The sequence below is a fragment of the Desulfuromonas sp. DDH964 genome, assembly GCF_001611275.1.
GTDB lineage: Bacteria > Desulfobacterota > Desulfuromonadia > Desulfuromonadales > DDH964 > DDH964.
The window spans coordinates 3,391,347-3,415,542 of sequence record NZ_CP015080.1; the positions used below are offsets into that span (position 1 = coordinate 3,391,347).

The following is a 24,196-nucleotide window of genomic DNA, read 5'->3' on the forward strand; positions in this document are numbered from 1 at the left end:
TTCTTCCGTGGCCAGCTGCGGGGCAACGCTCCCCGTCGCAGGCGACTGCCCGGAAAAGACGGCCGGAAAATACCGGTCGCAGCAAAAGAAGGTGTGTGCCGCAGGGCAGACAGCTGCCCTGAAGAGGGAAACGGCAACAACACGAAACCGACTGGCAAGAGACATCGTCGCCAACCGGTCGTGCAGCTGCGTTGCAATGGGGATGCGAAGCAGGGGGGTCGGAGCGATGAAGCGTCGGGCGGGGTGGGAGAAAAACCGCCGGGGCGTTGTACAGTCGCCGCGCACTCTAGGCGATCGGCCGCCGAAAAGCAAGGGAATTCGCACCGGTCGGCCGAGCAGCGGCCGCAGAGGGCCGGTCAGGGGAGGGTAAAGTAGAAAACCGCTCCGTCAGCACTCCCCTCGGCCCAGATTTGTCCGCCGTGACGCTGGACGACCCGGGCCACCGTTGCCAGCCCGATGCCGGTGCCGGGAATCGCGCCGACATTGGAAAGGCGCTGGAAGGGGTGAAAGAGGCGGGACGCTTCGCTCATGTCGAAGCCGCGGCCATTGTCGCGGACCAGGAAGACCTGCTGTCCCCCTTGTTCAGTCTGGCCGAATTCGATCCGGGGGTGACTGGCCTCCCCGGTATACTTCCAGGCGTTGCCGAGCAGATTGTCGAGGAGGACCCGCAGCAGCTGGCGGTCGCCCCGGGCGACCAGGTCCGGGGAAACAACGACATCGACCAGTCGCTGGGGGTCGCCGAGGCGCAGCCCAAGGACGACCTCGCCAGCCAGTTCGCTCAGATTTACCGTCTCGATATGCAACGCCTTGCGGCTGACCTGGGAGATGACCAGCATCGCCTCGATCAGGTCATCCATGCCGTCGATTGCCGTGAGAATGGTCTCGAGGCAGTAGTTGCCGGTCGCGCTGAGCGCCGAATCCGCATCGGCCTCGAACAGTTGGGCGGCGGCCGAGATCTTGGTGAGGAAGGAGCGCAGATCGTGGGAGAGGGAATAGCCGAAGGCTTCGAGCTCCCGATTGGCGGACTGGAGTTCGGCGGTGCGGTTTTCGAGGTCCCGGTTGACCTGCTGGATTTCGGCCAGCGACTGGTGCCGGCGCGTGATGTCGCGGACGACACAGACGATGCCGCCATCGGCCAAAACGCTCAGCGAAAGCTCCTGCGGAAAGAGGCTGCCGTCGCGGCGCCGTCCCCTCGCCTCGCCTCGCCAGCGCCCTGCGGCAAAGAGCTCCGGCAGGATCGCCTGCTCGATGCGGGCGACCTCGTCGGCGTCGTACAGGTCCCGCCAGCTCCGCCCCAGCAGAGTCTCCGGCCGCTCGTAACCGTAAAGCTCGGCATGGGCCTGATTCAGGTAGGTATAGTGCGCCGCGGCATTGAGGATGCCGATGCCGTCGATGGAACTTTCCATCGCTGCCATCTGGTCGTGCAAGCGCTCTTCCAGCAGCTTGCGGGCGGTGATATCGCGAACCGCCTCGATCCCCGCGACGATCTTTCCGGAGGAATCACGTAGCGGCGAGGAGATGATCTCGAAGACACGGCGCCCCCCCGCCTCCACTCGCTCACCTTCATGAACGTGGACGCGGCCGTCGTTAAATGCGGTCACCAGCTGGCAGCCGGGGCAGACCGTCTCCTGCTGCCGGTAGGCCCGGTAGCAGTACTCCCCCAGATGCTCGCCCATCATCTGCCGATGCAGAGCATTCTGATAGAGAATGCGCAACTCCGCGTCCTGGATGCTGACCCCGTCCCCCAGAACCTCGAGGATATTCTCGCAGCGACGCCGCTCGGCGCCTTCGGCCGCGGAAAGGGATTTCAATTCCGCCTGCAGGCGGTGCTGGCGGGTGAAGAGGAGGCTGATGTAGATCAAAAATCCGAGCTGGTTGGCGAGAAATACGACACGGATCAGGATTTCATGAATTCCCGGCGCGAAGATACTGTCGAGGAAGGATTCCTGGTCGAAGAAAGAGTCGATGACGGCGTCGGCCAGCCAGGAGGCTGCCATCAGCACCAGGCCGACGGCCAGGATGCGCATTTTGGGTCCCAGCGTTCTGTTTTCTGCCAAGGGCACCCTCCCACTCACGTAAGCCAGTCAATAAAATGACAATTTCAGATCGGGATAAGCCTGGTCAGACAGTAATGAATCTCCCCGCAGCAAGCTACGGGGTATCAAAAGTTTAGATTGATCGCTTTCATCGAAGCAAGCTTCGGGGAATTCGACCCACCTGAGATTAAAATAAACTTATCTCTTTTTTTACCAAACGCCAGCACCCGAGACCTGGAATCAGGGACCGGGCTTGCCTGAGACGGCGCGGCCGGCATCGGCCAAAGCCTGCTCCAGGCGATCGAAGCGCGCGGCCCCGGCCTCCCCCCGGAAACCGCTGAGGGCAACCAGCAACACCTCGTCAGCGACCCGGCTGACGCCAATCACCCGGTAGGGGACCAGGAAAGCCAGCAGCAGGCCGAGCACAATGGTAAGACAGCCGAACCAGACCACAGGCTCTCCGGGATCGCGCGACAGCTGGAATCCGCCGGCCCAGAATCCGAACTTGTCACGACTGAACCCGGTCTGGTAAATCGTCACCCCCTCGAAGACCAGCGGCCGATTGACCTCGATGATCCCTTTAGCAACAACCGTGCCCTCGCGCAGGAGAGAGACTTCGCTGTGCATCTGGCGCAGAATCGGATCCCGCCAGGCCAGCGGTCTGATCACCACCCCCGGATCGACCCGGTTGGCAAATGAAGATTGGCCCTGGAGCTTGCCGCTGCGGGCATGGTACTCCCCGAGGGATTGACCGTCGCGACTGATTTCAAGAATCAGCTGCTCCTCTTCCGGGATGAATTTGAGCACCCGGGCGGTCACCCCCGGCTCCGGCAGGGAAACGGTCTCCCCCTCGCGGCAGGTATAGGTCGCGAGGAGCTGGCCGCTGGCGGGGTCGAGGGCGGCAAACTGCAACTCGATGGGGTAGTAACGCGGTTCGAACTGATCGAGGCGGAAGGTGAATCCGAGGGGAAGATCCTGCTGCCGCTCCCAGTCGAAGTAGACATCGCTCTGGTCGCCGGCGTAAATATTCAGGGTCCCGACAAAGCCGAGCTGGCTGCAAAAGGCGCCGGTCATGATCAGCAGAACCGAGAGGTGAACCAGCGTCGACCCCCAGCGACCGACCCGGCCACGCCCGCCGACCAGGGCCCCGTCCGCGACCGCAACCCGGTAGCCCGATGCGCGCAGGGCGGCAGCAAGCTGCGCCATATCCGTATTCCGGGGGAGGAGGTAGCGCAACGGCGAGCTGAAGACCCGTTCCGAACGCAGCAGGTCGAGATGTCGGGAGCGGTCAGCGAGATTGCGCCGGATGGTGCGCAGAGTGCAGACCGCCAGGTTCAGAGCGAGCAGCAGCAGCAGCAACCGAAACCAGATGCTCTGGTAAAAGAGGTCGTAGCGCGCTACACCCAGGCCCTCGTCCCGCCCTGGCTGGAGGGTTCCGAAAACAGAGACGGCGGCCAACCCCAGCAGGAGCCCGAGGGTCAGGTAGAGTGAACTGAAAAAACGGATCAGCATGGGCAGGGGACTCCGCGCCGAGGCTGCGGCAGAAGGCCGGGGCCAACCGGGCCAGTTTCCTGTTGCAAGGGCCTGGAGTCTAGCACGGCGGGAAGAAGGGCGGCAAGGGCTAGCCTCTCCCCTGCCGCCAGATCCGCTGCATCAGGCGCCCTTTTGATCTATACTCTGCACACTTCACCCCCTTACGGAGGAATAAACCATGGAGATTACTTTCCCCGGCGGCCTTGCCGTCGAAGCCCGCTACAAGGGGTTCACCGTCCGCTGCGACCAGCCCGAGGCAGCCGGCGGTAAAAACTCGGCGCCATCCCCCTTCGACCTCTTCCTGATCTCCCTCGGCAATTGCGCCGGCTACTTCGCCCTTCGTTTCTGCCAGCAGCGCGACCTTCCGACTGCCGGGCTGCGCCTGACCCTGACGAGCGAACGGGATCCGGAACAGCATCGCCTGGCCCGGGTGCAGATCGTCATCGAGCTGCCGGAGGGTTTCCCCGACAAGTACCGCGCGGCCATCATCCGGGCGACCGACCAGTGCACGGTAAAGCGCACCATCTTCGACCCGCCCGACTTCGAAGTGACGACAGCGTGAATCAGGCTTCCGGCCCTTCGTCACCGGCCTCATGCAGGCCGGTTTCCCGGGCCAGGGCTGCCAGCAGCGGCAGCGCCTCGGCCGTCCGCTCCACCGGCCAGGCCATCTCCACCAGTCCGGAGTGCCCGTCCAGGGTCCGCAAAAAGAGGAGGCCGTCGTACCCCTCGACGAGAAAGCGCAGATAGCCGATCTCCTGGCGGGGAAGGCGGAATTGCCGTTGCTGGAAGCAAACTGTCATAGCTCTCTTTTCCCTTGACGACTGTCGCCTGAGTCGTTATTTTGGCTAAAGTTTTTTAGGGGAACTGAAAATTGTCCGCCCCCCCGGCGCAAACCCTGGCGGCGGTCGACCACGGCGAATGCTCCCCCCAGCCCCGGCACCGACAACGCCCGCTAACAGCGGGCGTCGCGATCAAGAATTTTTATCGCGCAGTCTCTGTTTCAGCCATTAAAACCTCCTCCAGAGTCGGCTGTACCAAGCAGGAGATTCGTTGCGAACCCCGGGAATCCCCACCCGGGGATTTTTTTTGCCCGGGGCCTGCCCCCTCGGCAAGCTATCTTCCGGGAGAAGCCTCGTTGCCGAAGTGGTCGAGGAGGTAGCGGGCAATGCTCCGCTTCGGCGGCAGCAGCGGCAGGGCGTCGATGGAAAACCAGCGCGCATCCTCCAGTTCGGTAGTTTCAACCACCACCTCACCGGCAACGTAGTCAGCGACGAAACCGGCCATCAGCTGGCTGGGAAAGGGCCAGCTCTGGCTGCCGACATAGCGGACGTTGCTGACCGTCACTCCGGTCTCTTCCAGCACCTCGCGTGCCACCGCCTCTTCCAGGCATTCGCCGAAATCGAGAAATCCCGCCACCAGGCTGTAACGCCCGGCGGGCCAGCCCGCCTTGCGAGTCAGCAGCAGTTCCCGGCCGCGCCGCACCAGCACAATGACGCAGGGATGAATATGCGGAAAATGGCCATAGCCACAGGATCTGCAGGTGCGCCCCCACTCGCCCGGCATCGGCACCGTCGCCCCCCCGCAGCGGGAACAGTGGCGACTGTTGCCGAGCCAGTGCAGGATCGCGCCGGCGGTGCCGGCCAGCGACAGCAGCGCCAGGGAGAGGCCCGGTTCGGCAGCGAGGAGGTTTTCACTGCGCAGCCCGGCCGGCAGGGCGCTCTCCGCCGGCAGCTTCAGGGCCCGGCAGGGACGCCCGAGGTAGCGCCCCAAATAGATGGCCGCCCCTTCATCCCCGGCCGGCAGCATCCCCTCGGGAAGGGTCGCCGCGGGAGTATCGGTGACCAGCAGTTCGCCACTGCGCAGCAGGACCCAGACCCCGGCGCCGCCCGGATCCCGGTCGGGCGATTCGAGCTTGAATTCTGCCGCCAATGCGGTCTGGTTGAAGGGGAGATGCTGGGGGGAGGGGTAGCGGTCGGGAAAAGGCATCAGTCTACTCCGGCAGCAGGCAGGCGGCTGCAGAGGAGCAGCGCCAGCTGGGTCTTGGCATCCACGATCGCCCCCGCCGCGATCGCGGCAAGGGCCGCGTCGAGGGAGAGCAGAAACGGTTCGATAAATTCGTCCGCTTCGGGCGCTGCGGCCACCGGTTGCAAATCACGGGCGAGAAAGAGGTCGATGCGCTCGTCGCAGAACCCGACCGAGCTCAGGGTGGTGCCGAGAAGATCGAGGCGGCCGGCAACATAGCCGGCCTCCTCGGCCAGCTCGCGCCGGGCACAGGCTTCCGGAGTTTCTCCCGGCTCGAGGCGTCCGGCGGGGATCTCGATCACGTTCCCCCCGGCAGCGGGCCTGAACTGCCGCAGCAGCAGGACCTGCCCGTCCTCCAGTAAGGGGAGCACCGCCGCCCCTCCGGGGTGACGAACGATTTCGAAATCGGCCCTCCGCCCATCGGGGAGCAGGTGCTCCTCCAGCGCCAGCGCGACGATCCTGCCGTTGAAGACCGGCCGCCGCTTCATCCTTCACTCCCCTTGCCAGGCATCACCAGGCAGAGCTCGTCGCTGGCAATCCGCAGGGTTACCGGCAAGCGGCCGAAGAAATCGCCATCGATCTGTACCGCCACCCCCGCGCCGAGCAGTTGCAGGTTCGGTGTCTGCAGCCGGCGGGCCGCGGCCGGGGAGAGGGTGCGGCCGGCGGCAAGGGCGAGCGCCGCACCGAGCAGGGCGCGGCGCCCCGGCTTGAGCAGCAGGCAGACTTCGAAGCTCGCCGCCGTCAGGGACGCCCCTGGCGCGATGACGAAACGTCCGCCGTAAAGCCTGCCGTTACTGATGATCGCCCCGTAACAGGGGATATCCTCCCCGGCGGCGGTCCGCGCCGTGAAGGGCTGGGGCGGCGCCTGGAATAGAGCGCGCAGCGCGCTGGCGAGGTAGGCGCCCTTGCCCAGAGCGCGCTTCAAGCCCGGGCTCACCTGGCAGACCGCCTCGGCATCGAGGCCGGCGCTCGCCATGAGCAGAAAGCGGGTGTCGTTGGCGACCCCGAGGTTGACCGGGACCGCCGGGCCTTCGAGGGCAATGCGGCAGGCCGCTTCCAGGTCAAAGGGGATGCCGGCTTCGAGGGCAAAGACGTTGGTCGTTCCAAGGGGGAGAAAGGCGAGCGGGATGGCGCTGGGAACCAGGCCATTGACGACTTCGTTGAGGGTACCGTCACCGCCGGCCGCAATGACCCGATCATGGCCCCGGGTGCGGGCTTCGGCCGCGGCCCGGCGGGCATCGCCCCGCGCCCCGGTGAGGGTCAGATCGACCTCCACCCCGGCGGCGCGAAGCCATTCAACTGCATGCTGAATCCGCTGCCGGGCCTGGCGGCCGGCCACCGGGTTGGCGATCAGCTTGACGCGCGTAACCCTGGCCACGACGACCTCATTCCTGTCCGGGGTTGGCGGCATCGGCCGCGACCCGGCAACGGTAAGCGTTATGCTTGCGCTGCTCATAGACCGGGGCACAGCGATAGCCGCTCTCCGTTTCAAAGGAGGGCTTCGCCTCGGCGTTCATCACCACGAAGAGTTCTTTCCGGTCGCCGAGGTAGCGCTGGAGGTCGGCAGCGGTAGGCAGGTACCAGTTCCGATAATCCTGGTTTTCCTGGAACTGCACCTCGCGCTCCATGCCGTAGGCGGAGGCGGTCAGGTGACGGCGATAGAGGGAGAGGGAGGGGAGAAATCCCCTGTAGACCAGGACGTCGAGCTTGCGCCCGGGGTCGAGGCGGTTGAGCGCCTGGGCCATCTGTTCGTAGCCGCGCATCTGCGGAGCGGCCACCGCGGCGACCCCGTAGGCCACCGTCGTCACCAGCAGCAGCAGAGCGGCACAGCGCGGGATCAACAGTTCACCGCGGTGGTCCCGCAACGCCTGCCACCAGAGCCAGAGCGCCGGAATGGTTGCCAGCAGCAAAACCGAGCGCAGCGGTCGGGCCGGCGGGTAGACAAAACCGGCCACCGCCGGGGCAATCGCCGCCACCAGCAGCACCAGCACCGCCAGCAGGCGCAGCCGTGGCATCGCCAGGCGGGCAAGGGCTCCGGCAGCGAGAATCGCCGCCATGCCATAAAAGGGGAGGATGTAGGTCGGCTGCTTGCTCTGCGCCAGAGTGAAGATCAGAAAGGGGACCAGCACGTAGAGAAAGAGAACCTGCCGGGAGCGGTCGAACTTGCGCAGGCGCACCGCCCCCTTGAGAAAAAAGAAGATGTAGGGGAGAAAGGTCCCGGCGAAGACATAGAAGAAATACCAGGGCGGCTCGTAGCGGCGGAACCGGTTGCTGGCGACGCGGTCGACGGTCTGGACCTTGAGGAAGTAGTAGAGCAGGCCGGGGTTCTCGATCATCACCGCGACATACCAGGGGAGCGCCACCAGGGCAAAGGTCGCCACCGCGAGGGCGGTCTCCCGCCAGCTGAAGAGGCGCCGATGGCCGGCATCAAAGAACTTGGCGAGCAGAAACGGCAGCAGGGTGAAGAGGAAGATGAGCGGTCCCTTGGCGAGGAAACCGAGGCCCAGGGCGAGGCCATAGAGGGGGGCATCGCTGCGCCGCGCCGGGCCGGCGATGCGACGGAATAGGTAATACTGGGCCATGACCGTGAAGCAGGTCAGGTAGATATCGGTGGCGACGATGCGCGCCACCCCCAGAAAGAGGAGGGAGGTGGCAAAGATCAGGGCGGCGTCGCGGGCCTGGCGATAGTCATCGAGCAGCACCAGGGCGACCCGGTAGAGGTAGGCAACCGCCAGGCAGGCCGCGACCACGCCGAAAAAACGGGCGCCGAAATCGTTGATGCCGAAGAGTTTGTAGCCGGCGGCGATCGCCCAGTAGGTCAGGGGGGGCTTGTGAAAATGCTTGATGCCGTTAAAGAACGGCTCCAGGTAGTTGCCGCTGGCCACCATCTCCCAGGCAATTTCGCCGTAACGCCCCTCCGTCGACTCCATCAGCGGCAGGAGCCCGGTCGGAATCAGCAGGATGAGAAAATAGCCGGCCAGCCACAGCCAGAGTCGCGGGCTGGCCGGTGCCCGGGATTCAACCATTCTCGGCTTCCCGCTCCCGTTTTTCCCGGGCAATCAGGTAGATATTGCGGGTGTAGATGAAAAAGCCGGTCGCCTGGCCGACGATAAAGACGATGTCCTTGCGGATGATGGCGTAGATAAGGAGCAGGGAGCTGCCGCCAATACTGAAGTACCAGAAGGCAGTGGGGATCATGCTGCGGCGATGCTTCTCCGAATAGAGCCACTGCACGAAAAAGCGCATGAAAAAAAGGCTCTGGCCGGCAAAGCCGAGCACCAGAATGGCGATCTCCGTTTTAGCCATGCTTTTCCCCGATCTCGATTTTCAGTTGCCGCTTGATCATCCAGCGCACGGTGATGACATCGTAGAGCCCCTCGACGCCACGCCGCAGGTTGGTGTACTTGGAAATCCCGTGCAACCGGGGCCGGTGATTGACCTTGACTTCGATCACCCGTGCCCCCTCGTTGCGCATCAGGGTCGGCAGAAAGCGGTGCAGCCCCTTGTACATCTTGATGCGTTTGAGCATCGCCGCGTTCATCACCTTGAGGGAACAGCCGGTGTCATGGATCGATTCCCAGGTCAGCTGGTTGCGCACGAAATTGCCGATGCGGCTGCTGATCTTCTTGCCGAGGTTATCCTGGCGGTTGAAGCGCCAGCCATTGATCATCTCGAAGTCGCCATAGTGCTTGAGCATCTCCGGGATATCGGCGGGGTCGTTCTGCAGATCGGCATCCATGGTGATGACGACATCGCCGTCGGCATGCTGAAAGCCGGCATAGAGCGCTGCCGACTGCCCGGCATTGCGGGCAAAGGCAACATAGGCGACGGTTGGCGATTGCGCCGCCAGCTCCTTGATGACCGCCAGGCTGCGGTCGGTGCTGCAGTCATCGACAAAGAGGATCTGGTAGGGATAGCCAAGGCGGGTCGCTACTGCGGAAATTTCGCTGAAAAGGCGCTGCAGGTTCTCCTCTTCATTGAAGACCGGGATGACGAAAGAAATTTTTTTCATGACCTTCGTGACTTCTGACCACCTCTGGGCAAAAAGGTCACCGGCGCTGCCGGTGACCGGACGAGAGGGGCCTGGAGGGATTATCCGGGAACAAGAGACCACCCTGAAACCAGCAAACAGGGGTGCAAGTCGGACAAAAATACGCCGATTTTCCCAGTGGCGCAACCATTTTTCCGTTTTATGGCGGTTAGATATAATGGAGACGTGAAGACGAGGCAAAGACATGAACAAGCAACCGGATAACGCGTTGGCCGGCCTCCCTGCCCGGCGCCTGCTGGCGGTCGGCGATATTCATGGCTGCCATGAGCTGCTGGCGCAACTGCTGCGCGAGGTCGGCCCGGGCGCTGATGATCGCCTGGTTTTCCTCGGCGACTATGTCGATCGCGGCCCCGACAGCCGTGGCGTCATCGACACCCTGCTGGTATTGGTAGAGCGCTGGCCGCAGACCATCTTCCTGCGCGGCAACCATGAACAGATGTTCCTCGATTTCATCGACGGCCGCGCTTCCTGGATCTTCCTGGCCAACGGCGGACAACAGACCCTGGACAGCTACGGAGCCGCTACGCGAAATGAAATTCCAGCCAGCCACCAGGCATTTCTGCGCCAGTTGCCCACCAGCTACCGCTGCGGCGAGTTCCTTTTCGTGCATGCCGGCCTCCGTCCCGGGGTGGCGCCTGAGGACCAGCGCGAGGAGGACCTGCTCTGGATTCGCGCTGAATTTCTCGACTCGGATTACGACTGGGGGCAGACCATCGTCTTCGGCCACACCCCGCAGCCACGGCCGCTCCTCGCCGCACGACGCATCGGCCTCGACACCGGCGCGGTCTATGGCAGGCAGTTGACCTGCTGCGATCTACTCAGCCGCCGTTGCTGGCAGGTGGGCTGACCCCGTCGCACCACCATCTCCAATCAGTCATGCTCCCGCTTTTCCCGGCGCAGCAGGTCCCCGGGCCGGGCACCGGGGAGCGGCATGCGGACCCGGGCGTTGGGCTGGGCCACCGTCAACGGCAGGCCAGCGGCATCATGCAGCGTGCCGACCACCAGCTCCGCTTGCCGCATCTGCGGTCCGATCAGCTCCAGGCTCTCCCCGGGAAAAAACCGGTTACGCACCGCGACTTCACCGACACCGCCGGCGGCAGCGAGCACCACGCCGACAAAATCCCAGCTGCGCCGGTAGCGGGAGTCCCCCGGATGGACCAGGGCCGTGCGATGGCCGGCGAGAAACCCGCGGTCGTAGGGACGGTGGCTCACCTTGTCGAGCTCTTCAAGCCAGCGCGGGTCGCAGCGCCAGCTGTCGGGGTTGTTCAGCCAGCTGTCGATGGCGGCCCGGTAGACCCGGGTCACCGCGGCGACATAGTAGACACTCTTCATGCGCCCTTCGATCTTCAGGCTGCTGACCCCGGCGCCGAGCAGGGCCGGCAGATCTTCGAGCAGACAGAGGTCCCGGCTGTTGAAGAGGTAGCTGCCACGGCCATCCTCCTCGATGGGGAAATACTCCCCCGGCCGGGTCTCTTCCACCAGGGCATAGCGCCAGCGACAGGGCTGGGCGCAGGCCCCCTGGTTGGCGCTGCGCCCGGTGAGGGCGGCGCTGAGCAGGCAGCGCCCCGACCAGGCGACACACATGGCGCCGTGGACAAAGACCTCCAGTTCGACCCCGGTGGCGGCCATGGCCAGTGCCCGGATTTCCGACAGGGAGAGTTCCCGGGCCAGATTGACCCGCCCGACCCCGGCCTGGCGCCAGAAGGCCAGGGCACCGGCATTGGTGGTACTGGCCTGGGTCGACAGGTGCAGGGGGCGCCGGGGGTCACAGCGCCGGGCCAGGGCCAGCACCCCGGGATCGGATATGATATAGGCGTCGAGATCGAGGGGACGCAGCGCCTCAAGATAGGCCGCCAGGTCAGCCTCCTCACCGGGGCGCAATTCGGCGTTGAGGGTCAGGTAGAGCCGTCGCCCCCGGCGCGCACAAAGTTCACGCCCGCGGGCCAGGGCGTCGAGAGTAAAATTCCCCGCCTGGGCCCGCAGGCCGAAACGCTCCCCGCCGGCGTAGACGGCATCGGCGCCGTAATCGAGGGCGGCCTGCAATTTCTCGAGATCACCGGCCGGGGCCAGCAGTTCAACCTTCGCCATTCAGTTCAGTCTCTCCGTCTAGGATAATTGTCCGCAGAATAGCACAAAGCACTTCCTACCGACTGGCAGATTCTTTGCAGAGTGATCCGGAAGAGGTCCATTGGATCCTGGTCAGGGTTCGGCGCCGGACGTGCCGCACGGGTGCCATTGCGCTTGACAAGCGGTGAAAAAGTCTATAATTTTTAGAAAATTTTGCGTCAAGCTCACCTCCCCGGAAGGACGTTCAAATGCGGGTCCGCCTTCGCCATTTATGCCTTGCCCTGATCGCACTCTGCGGCGTCGTTGCCTGTGCGCCGGCGGTTGCCCCGCAAGGGTCCGGGATCGAGCCGGAACGGGTGCTACGCCTGGAGCAGGCGGTGGCCGACGTCGATCAGCGCTTGCAACACGCCCAGGACAACCTGATGCTGCTCGAAGCACGGTTGATCGATCAGCAGCAGATTCTCGAAGAGATTCGGCGCAACCTCGCCGCAGAAAAGCCAGCTCGCACTACGACCGCAACCGAGCCCCTCCCGGGGCAGACGCCGCCGACCTCCCCGGCCCCCGTTTCCCGCCAGCAGCCAGCGGCCACCGATCTTTACCTGCAGGCCTTCGCCGACTATGCCGGTGGTCGTTATCAGCAGGCGGCCAACGGCTTCACCCAATTTCTCGACACCTACGCCGCCAGCGATTATGCAGGCAACGCCCAGTACTGGCTGGCCGAATGCCAGCTTGCGCAAAAGAATTACGAGGCGGCCGCCAGGGCCTTTGAACTGACCGCCGAGCGTTACCCGCAGAACGCCAAGGCGCCCGACGCGCTGCTTAAACTGGCAGAGACCCAACGCCAGCTCGGCCAAACGGAACAGGCCGCCGCCACCGGCCGACTGCTGCGCTCGCGCTTCCCCAACAGCAACGCCGCCCGAAAATCACTTTCGACACCCTGAGCGAAGGTTGCAGGGACCCGCGGATCTTCGATTGATCTTTCACTAGGGGGCTTTAATGACGCTCAAACGCACACTCCTGATAGCCTGTTTGCTCCTCCTGCTCCCCTGGTCGGCCTTTGCCAGGGAGGAACCGGTCATCTACACCATCAAGAAGGGGGACACCCTGTGGGGGATTTCCGAGCGCTTCCTCAAGGACCCCTACTATTGGCCGAACTTGTGGGCCAACAACCCCGAGCTGCCCAATCCGCACTTCATCTATCCCGGGCAGAAACTGGCGATCTACGACGGCCGGATCGAAATTGTCCCGGCGCCGCCCGAAGCCCGTCAGCCGGAAGCTGTCGCGGCACCGGCGACGGCTGAAACCGCCGGCATACCGGCCAGCGCCCCGGTGGAGACGGCCGTAGTGAGCCCGGAAGAGACCAGAATCAAGGCGCTGGGTGGGAATATCGGTTTTATCTCCCCCGACCAGCTGCAGGGGGTCGGCACTCTGGTTGACACCATCGACAACCGCCTGATGATCACCCGTGGGGATACGGTCTTCCTCGACATGCGCGACCTGGCAGCCACCGAACCCGGGATGCTTTTCGACCTCTTCCTGCCGGGCAAAGAAGTCACCCACCCGGTCACCGGAGAGGCGGTCGGCTTCCGGGTGGTCAACCTGGGTGTCGTGCGGATTGAAGACACCTCCGGCTCGGTTGCAACCGGGGTGGTCACCACGGCCCAGCGGGAGATCCAGCGCGGGGCGCGCTTGCGCCCGTACCACGAACCACCCCGCGAAATCGTCCTCAAGCAGACCGACCGCCAGCTGAGCGGCTACGTGGTAGCGGCCGGCGGCAACCAGATCACCCTCGGTCTTTACGATGTGGTCTATCTCAACATCGGCAGTGCCGACGGCCTGGAGACCGGCAACGTGGTCTATATCTCCCGGCCCCGCGAAGCGAGCGCGCTGACCCTGAAAAAGAAGGACTTCGTCGCACCGGAGATCCTGCTCGGCAACGCGGTGGTCCTCAACACCGAGGCGAAAACCGCCACCGCCCTGGTCGTCAAGGTAGCGGCACCGATCTTCCGTGGCGACCGGGTCACGACCATGGTCCCCTGAACGATTCGTTGGTGAAAACCTGACAGCAGGAAAAAGGATTGAATCTTTCAATCCTTTTTCCTTGTCCGTCATTCTCTGGGAGGGGGATATGACCGACAGCACCCGGCACTGGCTCCGCCTGCACCTGACCCCGGGACTTGGCCGCCGCGGCCTGATTCGCCTGATGGCAAGCTTCGGCTCACCAGCGGCGGCGCTCGCCGCCGCCCCCGAGGCCTGGCAGGAGCGGGCCGGTATCCGTGCTGCGGTCGCCCAGCAGATTCCATCCGCGAGCGATCCGGTCCTGCAGCAGGCGGTCGCTGCCCTCGAAGGGTGCGGCGCAAGGATCGTCTCCCTCTGGGACCCCGCCTATCCAGCGCTGTTGCGCCAGATCCACGACCCCCCTGCCCTGCTCTACCTGCGTGGCACCCTGCCGACGCATGAAGCGATCCAGGTCGCCGTGGTTGGCGCCCGCCGCGCCAGCTCCGCCGGTCGGCAACTCACCGGAGAAATCTGCCGCCCCCTGGCTGGCGAGGGTCTGGTGATCGTCAGCGGTCTTGCCCGCGGCATCGACACTGCCGCGCACCGCGCCGCCCTCGCCGCAGGGGGGCGGACCGTCGGCGTCCTCGGCTGCGGTATCGACCTGGTCTATCCGCCCGAGAATGAAGCCCTTGTCGAAGGAATCCTCGAAAGAGGTGCGCTCCTCTCCGAATATCCGCCGGGGACTCCGCCGCTGCCGGGACACTTCCCGGGGCGCAATCGCATCATCAGCGGCCTCTGCCGGGGCGTGCTGGTGGTCGAGGCGGCCGCCGGCAGCGGCTCGCTGATCACCGTCGACTTTGCCCTGGAACAGGGGCGCGAAGTCTTCGCCGTACCGGGCCCGGTTCACAGCGCCACCAGCGGCGGGGTCAACCAGCTCCTCAAGGAGGGGGCCCACCTGGTTACCGAAGCTGGCGACATTCTCGACATCCTCGCCCCCGACCGGAGTCACCAGGTGTCAGCGGCGGACGATCCATGCAGCACCCTTGAGCCCCGGGCCCGGCAACTGTTTCAGGAACTCTCCAGAGAGCCGCTGCACATCGACGATCTGACCGGGAGAAGTGGCTTGACACCCATGGAGGTTTCCACTATTTTACTGGACCTAGAACTGCAGGGCTGTGTGGAACAACTCCCGGGCATGCGTTATATCCGCCATCGCCGGGGGTGATCTCCACCCTCTTGCGGAGAAGAGGAGAGAATTTGCGCGAACGGGTTCTAGCCATTGTCAGCATCATCACCCAGTACGTTCTGGGGGAGCGCGACACGGTTACCGAAAACGATATCGTCGAGGAATTGCTCGCGGTTGGCTTCGACGCCGATGAAATCGATGCGGCATTCAGCTGGATGCAGAATGTCGGCTCCGCTGCGCCCGGCAAGACCAGGGAGCTGACCGAAGTACGCAGCCAGCGAATCTTTACCGCCGAGGAAAAGCGGGACATTACCGCCGATGCCCGCGGTTTGCTGATCCGCCTGCGCACCCTCGGCATTCTCGACGACGAAGCCCAGGAAGAGATCATCGACCGCGCCATGCAGGTGGCGGATGACCCGGTCTCCCTCAAGGAGATGAAGGCGATCGCCGCCCTGACCCTCTTCTCCCGCAACCACGAGGAATGGCGCCGGGAAGTGGACTGCTTCCTGGACGACGACTGGGTTCGGCTTTACCACTGAGACGCAGGCTGCAGGGGACCCTGCAGCCTTTTTGGTTTCTGTACACGGCAGGGCGTATCGCAGATACGCCTTTCACCTTTTTTGGATAACCTGGGGAGTTTCATGGCAAAATCACTGGTCATCGTCGAATCACCGGCCAAGGCCAAGACCATAGAAAAGTTTCTCGGCAAGGGGTTCAAGGTGCTCGCCTCCTACGGCCACGTCCGGGCGTTGCCGAGCAAACAGGGGATGGTCGACATCGCCAACGGCTTCGAACCGAACTACCAGATCCTGCCCGAGAGCAGCAAGCAGATCGCGCTGCTGCGCAAGGAACTCCAGGGGGCTGACGAGCTGATCCTCGCCACCGACCCCGACCGCGAGGGAGAAGCGATCGCCTGGCACCTGCTGCAGGCGCTGGGGATCGATGAGAAGGGCGCCAAGCCCAGGGTACGCCGGGTCACCTTCCACGAGATTACCGCCAAGGCGATTCAGGCGGCGATGGCGGCGCCGGGACAGATCGCCCGCGACCTGGTCGACGCCCAGCAGGCCCGTTCGATTCTCGATTATCTGGTCGGCTTCAACCTCTCCCCCTTCCTCTGGAAGAAGATCCGCTACGGTCTCTCGGCCGGCCGCGTCCAGTCGGTGGCGCTGCGTCTGATCTGCGACCGGGAAAAAGAGATTGAAGCCTTCGTCACCGAGGAATTCTGGACCCTCGACGCCCTGCTCGCCAATCAGGCCGCCACCCTCTTCAAGGCGCGGCTCTTTGCCATCGACGGCAAGAAACTCGACAAGTTTGCTATCGCCAACCAGGCCCAGGCCGACGCACTGGTCAGTGCCCTCGCCGGGCAGCCGTTCCAGGTTGCCAGCGTCAACCGCAGCGAAAAGAAGCGCAACCCCGCGCCCCCCTTCACCACCAGCACCCTGCAGCAGGAGGCGAGCCGCAAGCTCGGCTTCTCGGCCCGCAAGACCATGAGCACGGCGCAGAAACTCTACGAGGGGATCGACATCGGCCAGGGCTCCGTCGGCCTGATCACCTATATGCGAACCGACTCGGTGACCCTGTCGACGGACGCCACCGACGAGGCCCGCCAGGTCATCACCGCGGTCTACGGCAAGGACTACGCGCTGGCCAAACCGCGGGTTTACAAGAGCAAGGCGAAGAATGCCCAGGAGGCCCATGAGGCGATCCGGCCAACGACCATCGCCAACACCCCGGACCAGGTCAAGCCGTTCCTCTCCTCCGACCAGTATCGCCTCTACAAGCTGATCTGGATGCGCACCGTCGCCTCGCAGATGGCAGCGGCGATCCTCGACGCCTCCAGCGTCGACCTTGCTGCCGGCGACCGCTACACCTTCCGCGCCACTGGCCAGGTGGTGCGCTTCCCCGGCTTCATGAAGCTTTACATCGAGGGGACCGATGATGCCGTCGAAGAGCAGGAAGGCACCCTGCCGCTGCTCACCGTCGGGGAGGAGCTCGCCTGCCGCGAACTGAACCCCGAGCAGCACTTCACCCAGCCGCCGCCACGGTTTACCGAGGCGAGCCTGGTCAAGACCCTGGAGGAGTACGGGATCGGCCGTCCCTCGACCTACGCCTCGATCATGAATACCCTGGTCACCCGCAAATACGTGCGCCTCGAGAAACGGACCTTCTACCCCGAAGATATCGGCCGGGTCGTCAACGATTTGCTGACCAGCCATTTTGCCAAGTACGTCGACTACGATTTCACCGCCCAACTGGAAGAGGACCTCGATGCCATCGCCCGCGGCGAGGAACAGTGGCGCCCCCTGCTCAAGGGGTTCTGGGAGCCCTTCATCGCCCTGCTCAAGCAGAAAGAGCAGGAGGTGCGCAAGGAAGATCTGACCACCGAAAAGACCGACCGCGACTGCCCCGAATGCGGCAAGCCGCTGGTGGTCAAACTCGGCCGTTCCGGCAAGTTCCTCGCCTGCTCCGGTTTCCCTGAATGCCGGCATACCGAGCCGCTCGCTGCCGAAGAGCGGGAAGAGCCGGTCCTCTCCGAAGAGAAGTGCGACAAGTGCGGCGCGCCGATGCTGATCAAGGAGGGCCGCTTCGGCAAGTTCCTCGCCTGCAGCGCCTATCCGGCCTGCAAGAACATCCAGCCGCTGGTCAAGCCCAAGGCCCTTGGCGTCGCCTGCCCTGAATGCAAGGAAGGGGAGCTGATGGAGAAGAAGAGCCGTTACGGCAAGATCTTCTACTCCTGCAACCGTTACCCCAAGTGCAAATACGCGCTCTGGGACCCGCCGGTCGCCGAGCCCTGCCCCAAATGCAGCTGGCCGGTGCTGGTCGACAAGACGACCAAGCGCGACGGCACCGTGCGCAAATGCCCCCAGGAAGGCTGTGACTACAAGCTCGTGCTGGTGCCACCGGACAAGCCAGCTGCCGCCGCAAAGGAGAAGCCAAAAAGCAAAGCGGCCAGCAAAAAGAAACCGGCAAAAAAGACCAAATAGTACCCCTTTTGCAATAACTTTCCTGACCGCCGCCGGCTGTGCACCGAGCGGCGGTTTGATTTCCCGGCAAGACCTAAACTTCCCGTTAAGGACGCTGTGAAAATCGATGACTGAACCGGATATCACCATCGTCGGCGGCGGACTCGCCGGCTGTGAAGCCGCCTGGCAGGCGGCGGCGCAGGGCGCCAGGGTGCGTCTCTATGAAATGAAGCCGCACCGCTTTTCTCCCGCCCACAGTTCGCCGCTCCTCGGCGAGCTGGTCTGTTCCAATTCCCTGCGCGGCGCCGGCATGAACAACGCCGTCGGCTGCCTGAAGGAGGAGCTGCGCCGCTGCCAGGCCCTCTTCATGCAGGCCGCCGACGCCACCGCGGTCCCTGCCGGCGGCGCCCTCGCCGTCGATCGCGAGGCCTTCGCCCTGGAGCTGACCCGCTGCATCGAAGACCACCCGCAGATTGAACTGGTGCGCGAAGAGGTGACCGAAATTCCGACCGGGGGGATCGTCATCCTCGCCTCCGGACCGCTCACCTCCGAAGCCCTCTCTCGCGAGATTGCCCGCCTCACCGGCAGTGAGCATCTCTATTTCTACGACGCCATCGCCCCGATTGTCGAAGCCGACTCCATCGACTTCTCCATCGCCTGGAAGGCCTCGCGCTATGGCAAGGGGGGCGATGACTATGTCAACTGCCCCCTGACCAAGGAGGAATACCTCGACTTTGTCGCCGCCCTCCGGGCGGCCGAAAAGGTACCGGGACGGGAGTTCGAAAAGGTCGTCCATTTCGAGGGGTGCATGCCGATCGAGGCGCTCGCCGAGCGCGGCGACATGACCCTCGCCTTCGGACCGATGAAGCCGGTAGGCCTCCCCGATCCGCGCACCGGCCGCGAGCCCTTTGCCGTCGTCCAGCTGCGCCAGGATGACACCCATGCCAGCCTCTTCAACCTGGTCGGCTTCCAGACCAAGCTGACCTGGCCGGAACAGCGCCGCATCCTGCGCACCATCCCGGGGTTGGCACAGGCCCGATTCGCCCGCCTCGGCAGCATGCACCGCAACACCTTCATCAACGCGCCGGCCTGCCTGGAGCCAACCCTCCAGTTCAAGGGGCGGCCGCAGCTCTTCCTGGCCGGTCAGATCACCGGGGTCGAGGGCTACGTCGAATCGGCCGCCTGCGGTTTTCTCGCCGGCATCTTCGCCGCCCGCTTTCTGCAACACCGGCCGATCCCGCTGCCACCGGCGACGACGGCCCTCGGCGCCCTGCTCACCCACCTGGCGACCGCCGACAGCCAGGCCTTCCAGCCCATGAACGTCAACTACGGACTCTTTCCGCCCCTGGAAGGGCGTCACCGCAAGCGCAGTGACCGCCGCCTCGCCATGGCCGAACGGGCCCTGGCCGATCTCGCCCCCTGGTGGCAGCAGGTAACTGCGGAGGACCGCCATGAGTAATCCCCCGCAACTGGTTCTCGCCTCGGCCTCCCCCCGGCGCCGGGAACTCCTCGCCCAGCTCGGCATCCGCTTCGCCGTGGTTGCGGGGAATGCGCCGGAGGAGCTCCTTCCCGGCGAGAGCCCGGAGCAGCACGTCGTGCGCCTCGCCAGCGACAAGGCGCGGGAAGTCGCCAGCCGCGAAGAGGTGAGCGGGCGCTGGTTCCTCGGCAGCGACACCATCGTGCTGCGCGACGAGACCCTGCTTGGCAAACCGCGGGACGCGGCGGAAGCCGCCGCCATGCTGCGCTCCCTCTCCGGCCGCAGCCACCGGGTTCTTTCAGGCTATGCCGTCCTTGACCGCGCCAGCGGCGTCACCAGCACCGGCGCCGTGGCCACCACGGTCTATTTCAAGAAGTTGACAGAGCAGGAGATCGCGGGCTACATTGCCAGCGGTGAACCCTTTGACAAGGCGGGGGCCTACGCGATCCAGGGGATCGGGGCCTTCATGGTGCGCAGCATCGAGGGGAGCTACAGCAATGTCGTCGGCCTCCCCCTCTGCGAAGTCGTCGACCTTTTGGAACGCCTCGGCGCCATCCGGCTCTTCGCAGCGCCGGTTCCCTGACCTCTCAAGCCGGAATCGTTTCCTATGTCCATCGCCGCCAATCTTCAGCTGATTCATCAGCGCATCGACGCCGCCTGCCGCCGTGCCGGACGTGACCCTAAGTCGGTGCGCCTGCTGGCCGTCTCCAAGACCAAGCCGGCCGCCATGATTGAAGAAGCGGCCCGCGCCGGCCAGTTCCTTTTCGGCGAGAACTATGTGCAGGAGTTCTGCGCCAAGGCTGAAGTGGTGCAGGCCCCGGTCGAGTGGCATTTCATCGGCGCGCTGCAAAGCAACAAGGTCAAATACCTGCGCGGCAAGGTGGCGCTGATCCACTCCGTCGATCGCCTCTCCCTGGCACAGGAGATCAGCCGCCAATGGCAACGACTGGAAAAGCCCGCCAACATCCTGCTCGAGGTCAACCTCGGCGCGGAGGCGAGCAAGGCGGGGAGCGATGCCGCCGGGCTGGCGGAGCTGGCAGGCCAGGTTTCCCTCCTCCCAGGCGTGCGGGTCCGGGGCCTGATGGCGATCCCCCCCTGGGAAGCAGACCCGGAGCAGGTGCGGCCCTATTTTCGCCGTTTGCGGCAACTTGCCGCCGAGCTGGCCGGCCAGGGGCTGCCGAACCTGGAGATGGCCGAACTTTCGATGGGGATGAGTCACGACTTCGAGGTCGCGATCGAGGAGGGGGCGACCCTGGTGCGGGTCGGTACCGCGATCTTCGGTGAGCGCCAGCGCTGAGGCCTGATGCAGCAACCGACCGCTTTCCTTTTCGATCTCGACGGCACCCTGGTCGATTCCCTCGCCGACCTGGCGACGGCGGTCAACCTGCTGCGCCACGAGCTCTCCCTCCCCCCTCTCGATTCGGCTGCCGTGCGCAGCTACGTCGGCGACGGCGCGACCGCCCTGGTAAAACGCGCCCTTCCCGCGCGGCTCTTCAGCACCGCTCAGCTGGAACGCTTTCTCGCCCTCTACGGCGAACATCTCCTCGACACCACCCGCCCCTACCCCGGCATCCTTGAGTTCCTTGGGCGCCATCGCCAACAGCCCCTGGCCGTTGTCACCAACAAACCGCTCGGCATGACCCGGAAACTGCTAAGCGGACTCGATCTCGAGCACTATTTCCCGGTCGTGGTCGGCGGCGACAGCTGCGAGGAGAAGAAGCCGTCGCCCGTGCCGGTGCGATGGGCGCTGGAGCGACTCGGCGTCATGGCGACCGACGCAGTCCTGATCGGCGACCACCATACCGACCTGAGCGCCGGCCAGGCTGCGGGCGTTCGAACCTGTTTCTGCCGTTGGGGGCTCGGGGAGCGGGGAGGGATCGATGCCGACTTTCAGGTCGATACAGCGGAGGCGCTGCTGCAACTCTTCCCCGGGATCGAATCATGACCCACAGCGGCCACCTCGGCCAACGGGAGATCGCGCTCTTCTTCTTCCCGCTCCTCCTCAACGTGCAGTTGATGAGCGTCTCCCACTCGGTGATCAACGCTTTTCTCGCCCGCCAGCATGACTACATTACCGCCCTCGCCGGGTTTTCGGTGGCGATGGTGTTGCACCTCTTTCTCGCCTCCCCCTCCTACCAGAACCACACCGTCACCATCGCCATGGTGCGCGGTCGTCGCTCACTGCGCGGGACCCTTCGCTTTGTGGTCCTGGTCGCCTGCTACGTTTCGGTGATGCTCGCCCTGGTCGCCTTTACCCCGATCGGCGACCTCGTCCTCAAACGCTTCCTCGGGGTTCCGGACGAGATCGCCGCGGCCGCCCGCTCCGCCCTCGGCATGCTCGTCGCGCTCCCCTTCATCACCGGGTTCCGTGGCCTTTTCCAGGGGCTGGTGATCAAGGCCCGGCGCACCGCTTTGGTCTCCATTGCCACCGCGGTGCGCATCGGCGGTCTCTTCCTCTTTCTGGCCGGCGGCGCCCGCTTGTTTGCCGGCGCCGAACTGGGGGCCTTCGCCCTGCTCGCCTGTGTCGCCACCGAAACCATCTTCATGGGCGCTTTTGCCTGGCGCTGTGAAATCCCGGAAGCGAGCGCCGACGAAAAGGGGACCTGGGAGATCCTGCGCTTCGCCTTTCCCCTCGCCTACTCCTCCTGCCTGCAGCAGACGATTCCGCTGCTGATCAACGCCATCATCAGCCGGTTGCCCGACGGCCCCCTGGCTCTCGCCGCCTTTGGCGTCATCCGTGGCTTTCTCTTTCTCCTCGCCGGGCCGATGCGCAACCTGCAACAGGCATACCTCACCCTAGTTGAAACGGCAGGCGACTTTCGCGCCCTGGTCCGTTTCAGCTGCTGGGTCGGCGGGACACTGGCATTGCTGCTGGTGATCACCGCCTGGCCCCTGAACCGGGCTATTCTCGGCGAGATCATGGGCCTTGATCCGGGTATGCGCCAGTATATTGCCTTGCCCCTGGCGGCATGCGCTCTCTACCCCCTGCTCTATGGTGCCGCCAACCTGCTGCGCGGCTGGTTCACCGGCCAGCATCGAACCTCCCTGCTCGGCCGCTCGACCATCTACAAGAGTGCCTTGCTCCTCCTCGCCTGGGGACTGCTGACCCTCTGGCCGCTCCCCCTGCCGGGCGTCGCCATCGCCATTTTTCTGCTGCTCACCGCCGAACTCTGCGAAGTGGCCTATCTCCAGCGCCAGCGGCGGCAGCTGCTCGCCCCCCTTGCCCAAGGCTCGAGGTAACGGCTAGACTGGTGGCAAGGAGTCAGCCATGGAGAAGAAACACCCCTGCCCGGACTGCGCCCACTGCCAGTGGTGCAGTGACGACCGTTGTCGTCTCTGCCTGCGCCAGAACTGCGGCAGGAAACTGAGCATGGCTGAGCAGATCGCCCGCTTCGAAGCGCTCAACACGGCCAGCAGGAAGCGGGAGTGATTATCTGGCACAATCTATGAAAGGAAAGAGGACGCAGGGTTAAATGCTGTGAAAGAAAGGGAGAGCAATCATGCCCAATCTCTGTGGCAGCTGCAAGCAGGGGCACGAGCAGAAACCGGGGGGCGGCAAACCCTCGCCGGGAACCGTCTGGTGCAGCCAGCGCAGCGTCCAGATGGGGAAGAACCGGCCGATGCCCTGTTTCGTTCCCAGACCGGGTCAGCGGGCCAATCACTGCCTCGACTGCAAAAAGGCCAAGATGCTCAAACCGACCGGGGAAGCGCCGCAACTCGGCCACGTCTGGTGCGAAAAACGTCACCTTGAGATCAACAAGCAGCGCAGCATGGGCTGCTTCGAATAAGTTTCCATCTCATCCCAGAATGAAAGCGGGGCCGGTCTCACGACCAGCCCCGTTTTCATTTTTTGCCCAGTTCCCGCGAGCGCCGGGTGGCGGCCGCCACCGCCGCCATCAGCGTCCCGCGCAGCCCCCGATCCTCCAGGGCCTGGACCGCGGCGATCGTCGTCCCGCCCGGCGAACAGACCTTGTCGCGCAGCAGCGCCGGATGCTCGCCGCTCTCCCTGACCAGGCGCGCGGCGCCGAGTACCGTCTGCACCGCCAGTTGCAGCGCCGTCTCCCGCGGCAGCCCCTCGCGGACGCCGCCGTCGGCCAGCGCCTCAATGACGGTAAAGACGTAGGCCGGACCCGATCCGGAGAGCCCGGTGACGGCGTCCATCTGGGCTTCGGCGACCAGATGCACGCTGCCGACCGCCTCGAAGATGTGGCGGGCGGCGGCGAGGTCGTCGGGCGTGGCAAAACGCCCGCCACACACTGCCGTCGCCCCTTCTCCGACTAGGGCCGGGGTGTTGGGCATGGCCCGCACCACCCGTGGCTGGCCGTCAAAACAATCCTCCAGTGTCGCGCTGGTTACCCCGGCGAGGATTGACAGCAGCAGCTTGTCACCGCTGAATGCGGCGGCAAAGTCGCAAACCACCTCGGCGAGCAGCTGCGGTTTGATCGCCAGAATGATCAGCGGGCATGCCCGCACCAGGGCGAGGTTGTCGGCGGCAAGACCGACCCCGTAGCGCTCTTCGAGCAACCGCCGGCGCTCGGCGCTCGGTTCGGAGACCAGGATCTCCCCTGCCGGAAAGGTCCCCTTGACCAGCCCCTTGATCAATGCTTCGGCCATATTCCCGCCGCCGATGAATCCAATTCTTCCGATGCTGTTCATTGACCCCGTTTCCCTTCTCTTTGATTCCCGCCAGTCGCTGCTGAGCAAAGGCGTTTGCGCTGGGAATAAACCAAAGGTTTCGTAGTTTGGTCAGTAAATAGAAATCCGTTTAGGCTGTCAAGGGGTCTTTGGTCGACATCAGTCACCAATCCTGGGGCATAAAAATGGGGGAGGTGGCCAATGGCCACCTCCCCCGACGGGACTGCA

At 64.5% G+C, this 24,196-nt stretch carries 25 protein-coding genes; 14 read left to right on the forward strand and 11 right to left on the reverse strand.

Annotation, left to right across the window (positions count from 1 at the left end; all coding sequences use genetic code 11):
* Positions 1 to 356 precede the first annotated feature (356 nt).
* The gene (locus DBW_RS15500) at positions 357 to 2,057 is read right to left on the reverse strand and encodes a sensor histidine kinase (protein ID WP_157471921.1); all 1,701 of its coding nucleotides are present in this window, start codon (positions 2,055 to 2,057) and stop codon (positions 357 to 359) included.
* A 219-nt stretch (positions 2,058 to 2,276) separates the two neighbouring features.
* Positions 2,277 to 3,548 carry a cytochrome c biogenesis protein ResB gene (locus DBW_RS15505; RefSeq protein WP_066728674.1) on the reverse strand — a complete coding sequence of 424 codons (1,272 nt, stop codon included), beginning with the start codon at positions 3,546 to 3,548 and terminating at the stop codon, positions 2,277 to 2,279.
* Positions 3,549 to 3,747: 199 nt separating this feature from the next.
* Between DBW_RS15505 and DBW_RS15510 the strand changes: the two genes are divergently transcribed.
* Complete coding sequence (locus tag DBW_RS15510) at positions 3,748 to 4,131, forward strand: OsmC family protein (RefSeq protein ID WP_066728676.1); 384 nt, start codon at positions 3,748 to 3,750, stop codon at positions 4,129 to 4,131.
* Between the two features lies 1 nt (position 4,132).
* Here DBW_RS15510 and DBW_RS15515 read toward each other — a convergent pair whose 3' ends face one another.
* The 7 genes from DBW_RS15515 to DBW_RS15545 form a co-directional block, all read right to left on the reverse strand.
* Positions 4,133 to 4,369, reverse strand: a complete 237-nt coding sequence (locus tag DBW_RS15515; protein WP_066728677.1) for a DUF4911 domain-containing protein — start codon at positions 4,367 to 4,369, stop codon at positions 4,133 to 4,135.
* Between the two features lie 313 nt (positions 4,370 to 4,682).
* Positions 4,683 to 5,555: an NAD(+) diphosphatase gene (gene nudC, locus DBW_RS15520; protein ID WP_066728678.1), complete on the reverse strand. Its 873-nt coding sequence runs from the start codon at positions 5,553 to 5,555 to the stop codon at positions 4,683 to 4,685.
* Positions 5,555 to 6,079: an NUDIX hydrolase gene (locus DBW_RS15525; RefSeq protein ID WP_066728679.1), complete on the reverse strand. Its 525-nt coding sequence runs from the start codon at positions 6,077 to 6,079 to the stop codon at positions 5,555 to 5,557. The genes nudC and DBW_RS15525 overlap by 1 nt, the downstream gene beginning before the upstream one ends.
* Positions 6,076 to 6,969 (reverse strand): diacylglycerol/lipid kinase family protein, encoded by an 894-nt coding sequence (locus tag DBW_RS15530; RefSeq protein ID WP_066728680.1) that lies wholly within the window; start codon positions 6,967 to 6,969, stop codon positions 6,076 to 6,078. The genes DBW_RS15525 and DBW_RS15530 overlap by 4 nt, the downstream gene beginning before the upstream one ends.
* A gap of 7 nt (positions 6,970 to 6,976) precedes the next feature.
* On the reverse strand, positions 6,977 to 8,617 hold the full coding sequence (locus DBW_RS15535) for an ArnT family glycosyltransferase (RefSeq protein WP_066728681.1): 1,641 nt from the start codon (positions 8,615 to 8,617) through the stop codon (positions 6,977 to 6,979).
* The gene (locus DBW_RS15540; RefSeq protein ID WP_066728683.1) at positions 8,610 to 8,897 is read right to left on the reverse strand and encodes a lipid-A-disaccharide synthase N-terminal domain-containing protein; all 288 of its coding nucleotides are present in this window, start codon (positions 8,895 to 8,897) and stop codon (positions 8,610 to 8,612) included. The genes DBW_RS15535 and DBW_RS15540 overlap by 8 nt, the downstream gene beginning before the upstream one ends.
* Positions 8,890 to 9,603: a glycosyltransferase family 2 protein gene (locus tag DBW_RS15545; protein ID WP_066728685.1), complete on the reverse strand. Its 714-nt coding sequence runs from the start codon at positions 9,601 to 9,603 to the stop codon at positions 8,890 to 8,892. Before DBW_RS15545 ends, DBW_RS15540 begins: the two co-directional genes overlap by 8 nt.
* 223 nt (positions 9,604 to 9,826) lie before the next feature.
* Here DBW_RS15545 and DBW_RS15550 point away from each other — a divergent pair, with 223 nt between their 5' ends.
* Positions 9,827 to 10,489: a metallophosphoesterase family protein gene (locus tag DBW_RS15550; protein ID WP_066728686.1), complete on the forward strand. Its 663-nt coding sequence runs from the start codon at positions 9,827 to 9,829 to the stop codon at positions 10,487 to 10,489.
* 23 nt (positions 10,490 to 10,512) lie between these two features.
* Here DBW_RS15550 and DBW_RS15555 read toward each other — a convergent pair whose 3' ends face one another.
* A complete protein-coding gene (locus tag DBW_RS15555; RefSeq protein ID WP_066728688.1) occupies positions 10,513 to 11,730 on the reverse strand; it encodes a peptidase U32 family protein in 1,218 nt (405 codons plus the stop codon).
* A gap of 227 nt (positions 11,731 to 11,957) precedes the next feature.
* Here DBW_RS15555 and ybgF point away from each other — a divergent pair, with 227 nt between their 5' ends.
* The 12 genes from ybgF (at position 11,958) to DBW_RS15610 (ending at position 23,121) form a co-directional block, all read left to right on the forward strand.
* Positions 11,958 to 12,650 (forward strand): tol-pal system protein YbgF, encoded by a 693-nt coding sequence (gene ybgF, locus DBW_RS15560; protein ID WP_066728690.1) that lies wholly within the window; start codon positions 11,958 to 11,960, stop codon positions 12,648 to 12,650.
* A 55-nt stretch (positions 12,651 to 12,705) separates the two neighbouring features.
* A complete protein-coding gene (locus DBW_RS15565) occupies positions 12,706 to 13,749 on the forward strand; it encodes a LysM peptidoglycan-binding domain-containing protein (RefSeq protein ID WP_066728691.1) in 1,044 nt (347 codons plus the stop codon).
* Between the two features lie 88 nt (positions 13,750 to 13,837).
* On the forward strand, positions 13,838 to 14,932 hold the full coding sequence (dprA, locus tag DBW_RS15570; RefSeq protein WP_082820497.1) for a DNA-processing protein DprA: 1,095 nt from the start codon (positions 13,838 to 13,840) through the stop codon (positions 14,930 to 14,932).
* 32 nt (positions 14,933 to 14,964) lie between these two features.
* The gene (locus DBW_RS15575; RefSeq protein ID WP_066728693.1) at positions 14,965 to 15,432 is read left to right on the forward strand and encodes a DUF494 family protein; all 468 of its coding nucleotides are present in this window, start codon (positions 14,965 to 14,967) and stop codon (positions 15,430 to 15,432) included.
* A 102-nt stretch (positions 15,433 to 15,534) separates the two neighbouring features.
* Positions 15,535 to 17,877 (forward strand): type I DNA topoisomerase, encoded by a 2,343-nt coding sequence (gene topA, locus DBW_RS15580; protein WP_082820394.1) that lies wholly within the window; start codon positions 15,535 to 15,537, stop codon positions 17,875 to 17,877.
* A 106-nt stretch (positions 17,878 to 17,983) separates the two neighbouring features.
* Complete coding sequence (gene trmFO / locus DBW_RS15585; RefSeq protein WP_066728698.1) at positions 17,984 to 19,315, forward strand: methylenetetrahydrofolate--tRNA-(uracil(54)-C(5))-methyltransferase (FADH(2)-oxidizing) TrmFO; 1,332 nt, start codon at positions 17,984 to 17,986, stop codon at positions 19,313 to 19,315.
* A complete protein-coding gene (locus DBW_RS15590; protein ID WP_066728700.1) occupies positions 19,308 to 19,916 on the forward strand; it encodes a Maf family nucleotide pyrophosphatase in 609 nt (202 codons plus the stop codon). Before trmFO ends, DBW_RS15590 begins: the two co-directional genes overlap by 8 nt.
* 24 nt (positions 19,917 to 19,940) lie before the next feature.
* Positions 19,941 to 20,630: a YggS family pyridoxal phosphate-dependent enzyme gene (locus tag DBW_RS15595; RefSeq protein WP_066728702.1), complete on the forward strand. Its 690-nt coding sequence runs from the start codon at positions 19,941 to 19,943 to the stop codon at positions 20,628 to 20,630.
* 6 nt (positions 20,631 to 20,636) lie between these two features.
* On the forward strand, positions 20,637 to 21,278 hold the full coding sequence (locus tag DBW_RS15600; protein ID WP_066728704.1) for an HAD-IA family hydrolase: 642 nt from the start codon (positions 20,637 to 20,639) through the stop codon (positions 21,276 to 21,278).
* Entirely contained in the window at positions 21,275 to 22,573 is a 1,299-nt protein-coding gene (locus DBW_RS15605; RefSeq protein ID WP_066728706.1) for an MATE family efflux transporter, read from the forward strand. Before DBW_RS15600 ends, DBW_RS15605 begins: the two co-directional genes overlap by 4 nt.
* A 28-nt stretch (positions 22,574 to 22,601) precedes the next feature.
* Positions 22,602 to 22,763 (forward strand): hypothetical protein, encoded by a 162-nt coding sequence (locus tag DBW_RS18840; RefSeq protein WP_197463665.1) that lies wholly within the window; start codon positions 22,602 to 22,604, stop codon positions 22,761 to 22,763.
* A 70-nt stretch (positions 22,764 to 22,833) separates the two neighbouring features.
* A complete protein-coding gene (locus DBW_RS15610) occupies positions 22,834 to 23,121 on the forward strand; it encodes a hypothetical protein (RefSeq protein WP_066728708.1) in 288 nt (95 codons plus the stop codon).
* Positions 23,122 to 23,176: 55 nt separating this feature from the next.
* Here DBW_RS15610 and proC read toward each other — a convergent pair whose 3' ends face one another.
* Positions 23,177 to 23,989, reverse strand: a complete 813-nt coding sequence (gene proC / locus DBW_RS15615; protein WP_066728710.1) for a pyrroline-5-carboxylate reductase — start codon at positions 23,987 to 23,989, stop codon at positions 23,177 to 23,179.
* Positions 23,990 to 24,196 lie beyond the last annotated feature (207 nt).

What these genes read in the sequence shown, in the direction of transcription:
- dprA (WP_082820497.1), top strand. Translation starts at nt 13,838, where the DNA reads ATGACCGACAGCACCCGGCACTGGCTCCGCCTGCACCTGACCCCGGGA.
- topA (WP_082820394.1), top strand. Translation starts at nt 15,535, where the DNA reads ATGGCAAAATCACTGGTCATCGTCGAATCACCGGCCAAGGCCAAGACC.
- DBW_RS15515 (WP_066728677.1), bottom strand. Translation starts at nt 4,369, where the DNA reads ATGACAGTTTGCTTCCAGCAACGGCAATTCCGCCTTCCCCGCCAGGAG.
- DBW_RS15505 (WP_066728674.1), bottom strand. Translation starts at nt 3,548, where the DNA reads ATGCTGATCCGTTTTTTCAGTTCACTCTACCTGACCCTCGGGCTCCTG.
- DBW_RS15545 (WP_066728685.1), bottom strand. Translation starts at nt 9,603, where the DNA reads ATGAAAAAAATTTCTTTCGTCATCCCGGTCTTCAATGAAGAGGAGAAC.
- DBW_RS15565 (WP_066728691.1), top strand. Translation starts at nt 12,706, where the DNA reads ATGACGCTCAAACGCACACTCCTGATAGCCTGTTTGCTCCTCCTGCTC.
- DBW_RS15525 (WP_066728679.1), bottom strand. Translation starts at nt 6,079, where the DNA reads ATGAAGCGGCGGCCGGTCTTCAACGGCAGGATCGTCGCGCTGGCGCTG.
- DBW_RS15610 (WP_066728708.1), top strand. Translation starts at nt 22,834, where the DNA reads ATGCCCAATCTCTGTGGCAGCTGCAAGCAGGGGCACGAGCAGAAACCG.
- DBW_RS15605 (WP_066728706.1), top strand. Translation starts at nt 21,275, where the DNA reads ATGACCCACAGCGGCCACCTCGGCCAACGGGAGATCGCGCTCTTCTTC.
- DBW_RS15540 (WP_066728683.1), bottom strand. Translation starts at nt 8,897, where the DNA reads ATGGCTAAAACGGAGATCGCCATTCTGGTGCTCGGCTTTGCCGGCCAG.
- proC (WP_066728710.1), bottom strand. Translation starts at nt 23,989, where the DNA reads ATGAACAGCATCGGAAGAATTGGATTCATCGGCGGCGGGAATATGGCC.
- trmFO (WP_066728698.1), top strand. Translation starts at nt 17,984, where the DNA reads ATGACTGAACCGGATATCACCATCGTCGGCGGCGGACTCGCCGGCTGT.
- DBW_RS15590 (WP_066728700.1), top strand. Translation starts at nt 19,308, where the DNA reads ATGAGTAATCCCCCGCAACTGGTTCTCGCCTCGGCCTCCCCCCGGCGC.
- DBW_RS15535 (WP_066728681.1), bottom strand. Translation starts at nt 8,617, where the DNA reads ATGGTTGAATCCCGGGCACCGGCCAGCCCGCGACTCTGGCTGTGGCTG.
- nudC (WP_066728678.1), bottom strand. Translation starts at nt 5,555, where the DNA reads ATGCCTTTTCCCGACCGCTACCCCTCCCCCCAGCATCTCCCCTTCAAC.
- DBW_RS15555 (WP_066728688.1), bottom strand. Translation starts at nt 11,730, where the DNA reads ATGGCGAAGGTTGAACTGCTGGCCCCGGCCGGTGATCTCGAGAAATTG.
- DBW_RS15510 (WP_066728676.1), top strand. Translation starts at nt 3,748, where the DNA reads ATGGAGATTACTTTCCCCGGCGGCCTTGCCGTCGAAGCCCGCTACAAG.
- ybgF (WP_066728690.1), top strand. Translation starts at nt 11,958, where the DNA reads ATGCGGGTCCGCCTTCGCCATTTATGCCTTGCCCTGATCGCACTCTGC.
- DBW_RS15595 (WP_066728702.1), top strand. Translation starts at nt 19,941, where the DNA reads ATGTCCATCGCCGCCAATCTTCAGCTGATTCATCAGCGCATCGACGCC.
- DBW_RS15600 (WP_066728704.1), top strand. Translation starts at nt 20,637, where the DNA reads ATGCAGCAACCGACCGCTTTCCTTTTCGATCTCGACGGCACCCTGGTC.
- DBW_RS18840 (WP_197463665.1), top strand. Translation starts at nt 22,602, where the DNA reads ATGGAGAAGAAACACCCCTGCCCGGACTGCGCCCACTGCCAGTGGTGC.
- DBW_RS15550 (WP_066728686.1), top strand. Translation starts at nt 9,827, where the DNA reads ATGAACAAGCAACCGGATAACGCGTTGGCCGGCCTCCCTGCCCGGCGC.